The 3,232-nt window shown below is 45.7% G+C and carries 2 protein-coding genes; both read left to right on the forward strand.

Translation table 11 applies throughout. From position 1 onward, the window contains the following. Window positions 1-946: MoxR family ATPase (locus VB714_RS26930; RefSeq protein WP_323228389.1), on the forward strand; the 946-nt coding region annotated here is incomplete at its 5' end. Beyond that, the coding region (locus VB714_RS26935) for an SAV_2336 N-terminal domain-related protein (RefSeq protein WP_323228390.1) at window positions 943-3,232 on the forward strand (2,290 nt) is incomplete at its 3' end. The genes VB714_RS26930 and VB714_RS26935, both read left to right, overlap by 4 nt.

Here is a 3,232-nt window from a genome sequence, read left to right on the forward strand (position 1 = left end):
TGATGAGGAGTCTAGAGATATTCAACGAGGGAAGAGTTTTCGCATTTACAGCGACAAGGATGGAGATCGCAATAATGTCATTAATTTAGTCAATGCGGCGTTATATTTGCGGCGACCTTTATTGGTGACGGGAAAACCGGGGACGGGGAAAACTTCTTTGGCTTATGCGATCGCCTATGAGTTACAATTGGGTCCGGTTTTAGTTTGGCCGATTACGGCGCGATCGACGTTGCAGGAAGGACTTTATCGTTATGATGCGATCGCTCGCTTGCAGGACGTACAAATGCAGAAAACGAAGTTAGAACTGGCACAATTACAAGGTTCAAAAACAGAGAAAACGGAAGTCGAAGCGGCGATCGGTCGCTATCTGCAATTAGGTGCTTTGGGAACGGCTTTTTTGCCTTATAAGTCCCCTCGCGTCCTCTTAATTGATGAGATTGATAAGAGCGATATTAATTTACCCAATGACTTGCTTAATTTGTTTGAAGAGGGAGAGTTTGAAATACCAGAGTTGTCACGAATTTTACAGGAACAAAAAAAAGTGGAGGTTCGGACTTATGATGGGATTGAGGTTCCCATTGTTGAGGGTCGCGTGGGTTGCAATGCTTTTCCTTTGATTGTTCTGACCAATAACGGCGAACGAGATTTTCCCCCCGCTTTTCTGCGTCGCTGTTTGCGGTTAACCATGCCTTACGAACCGGGTTCGCAGGCGTTAAAGGAGATTGTTAAGGCGCATTTGGGGAGCGATATTTTGACCCAAAATGAAACAAAAATTGAGGAATTGATTGCCAATTTTAAAACATTGCGAGAAGGTGGAGATATTGCCACGGATCAGCTTTTGAATGCGATTTATATGGTAACAAGGGAGGCAAAACCGGGGCAAGTCGAGGAGGAAAATCTGGTTAAGGTATTGCTGAAATATTTGACCAGTGTGGAGGACGCATGATCGATCGCCTGATTGATGCTTTAAATGTAGAAATGGATTTATCGGTAGAGGAAATTGCCGATACAATTTGGCTGGCTTTACAAATTCAGCCGGAGTCAAGGGCGATCGCAACGGCTGGAGAGGAGGAAAATCGGGAATTGGAGAGGAGCGATCGCTCGTTTTTGGAGCGGGATGAGGAGATAAGCGAGTCGTCATTTTCACAAAGAGAAGAAAAAATAAGGAAAGGACAAAAAGAAGCGGGGATTTATCCGCCAACGCCTGCCAAAACTGCCGTTTCTGTAGATATGTCCCTGAAGATTCCCGATGCGCCTTCCCTGCGATCGCCGTTGGATCTTGCAAGGGCGTTAAAACCGTTAATGCGTCGAATGCCTTCGGGTTGTGATTCCCTGCTGGATGAGGCGAAAACGAGCCAGAATATCGCTGAAACAGGGGTTTGGCTACCCGTACTGCAACCGACGTTAGAACCGTGGTTAGACCTCGAATTAGTGGTGGATGAGAGCCTTTCTATGCACCTCTGGCGGCGGGCGATCGCGGAGTGGGTTCGCTTGCTGAAGAATTATGGAATTTTTCGTAATGTGAGGATTTGGGGGCTATTGGTGGAAGATGGACGGGTGGGCATTCGTCGGGGGATCGGGGGAATCGGCAAAAATCAACGGTTTCGCAGTCCTGATGAGTTGGTGGATCCGACGGGTCGCCGTTTGGTATTGGTGGTGAGTGATTGCGTTTCCTCTTTTTGGCGAGAGGGGAAGATGGTGGCGGTTTTGGAAGCGTGGGGGAAGCGTCAACCGATGGCGATCGTGCAGATGCTTCCCCGTTGGTTGTGGGGACGGACTTCTCTGGGGAGAGGGGCAACGGTGCGGTTGCGGGGGTTGAGTCCGGGAGTTGCGAATAGGGCGTTGCGATCTGAGGCGGTGTCTTTATGGGATGGAGAAGGAGGGATTAAAGTTCCGGTTTTGACGTTGGAGGCAGAACGGGCGGCAATTTGGGCGCAAATGGTTGCAGGGAAGGGGGTTTGGTGTTCGGGGGTTGCGTTTGCGCGGGAGGGATGGCGAGAGGAAAGTGAGGGGGAAAAACGCGATCGCTTGACGGCGGCGGATCGGGTACAGGGTTTTCGGGTGACGGCTTCTCCGATGGCGCGAAAATTGGCGGGTTTATTGGCTTCTGCGCCTGTGATTACTTTACCAGTCGTGCGGTTGATTCGGGAGCAATGTTTGCGGGAGTCGCAACAGGTTCATGTGGCTGAGGTGTTTTTGGGAGGTTTGTTAAAGCCGTTGACGGAAATTGATGCGGATACGAATCCGGATCTAGTTCGTTACGATTTTATCGAGGGAGTGCGAGAGTTGTTAATCGAGTCGGTGCCGTCGAGTTATGTGTTAGATGTGGTGGATAAGGTTTCGCAGTTTATTGCGAGAAAGTTGGGGTTATCGTTGGAGAATTTTGCGGCTGTTTTGAAGAATCCTCAAGAGGTTTTGGATGGTGATGTTGTTGAGGAAGTTCGGCCTTTTGCGATGGTGACGGCGCAAGTTTTAAGGTGTTTGGGTGGAGAGTATGCAAAGTTTGCTGAGGAGTTGGAGAGACAGAATAGAGTTAGCGATCGGGCAAATCTTGAGGAATCTCTAGAACGTTCTTCTGAGATAAAATATCGAGTCGGCGGTTGTTTGAATTTCGATTCATCTTTCTACATTGAGAGACCGGCTGATACAGAACTTTATAATAGAATAAAAGCTGGAAATGTATGTATTTTATCTGCCCCTAGGCAAATGGGTAAGAGCAGTTTAATATATCGAACGAGCCAACGTCTTAGAGAAGAAGGATGGACTTGTGCTGTAATTGATTTAACATTAATTGGTTCTGATGGAATCACAGAACGAGGATGGTATAGAGGTTTGATTTATGAATTAGCACATGAATTAAATCTGGAAAAAATATCTAATTTTTTTACAGAGCAATTTTTTGAATCTTATACCCAGGAAAGCCATCCATATTTATTAGTTAGATTTTTTGATGAAATAATTGAAAATATAATTAATCTGCCTATTGTTGTTTTTATGGATGAGGTTGATTGTGCTTTAAATCTAGAATTTTTTGCAAATTTTTGTTCTCTGGTAAGAGCATTGTATGAAAGACGTTTTGGTAACGAAAAAGATTGTTTGGTTTTTGTTTTATGTGGGGTTTTCCTGTCTTCTGACTTGCACAAAAACATATTTGCTTCTCCATTAACTAATGTTGCTGTTGAAATTGAATTAAAAGGCTTTACTTATGAAGAAGCAAAACCTTTAGCTAATG

Source organism: Spirulina sp. 06S082 (genome assembly GCF_034932145.1).
Taxonomy (GTDB): Bacteria; Cyanobacteriota; Cyanobacteriia; order Cyanobacteriales; family Spirulinaceae; genus CCY15215.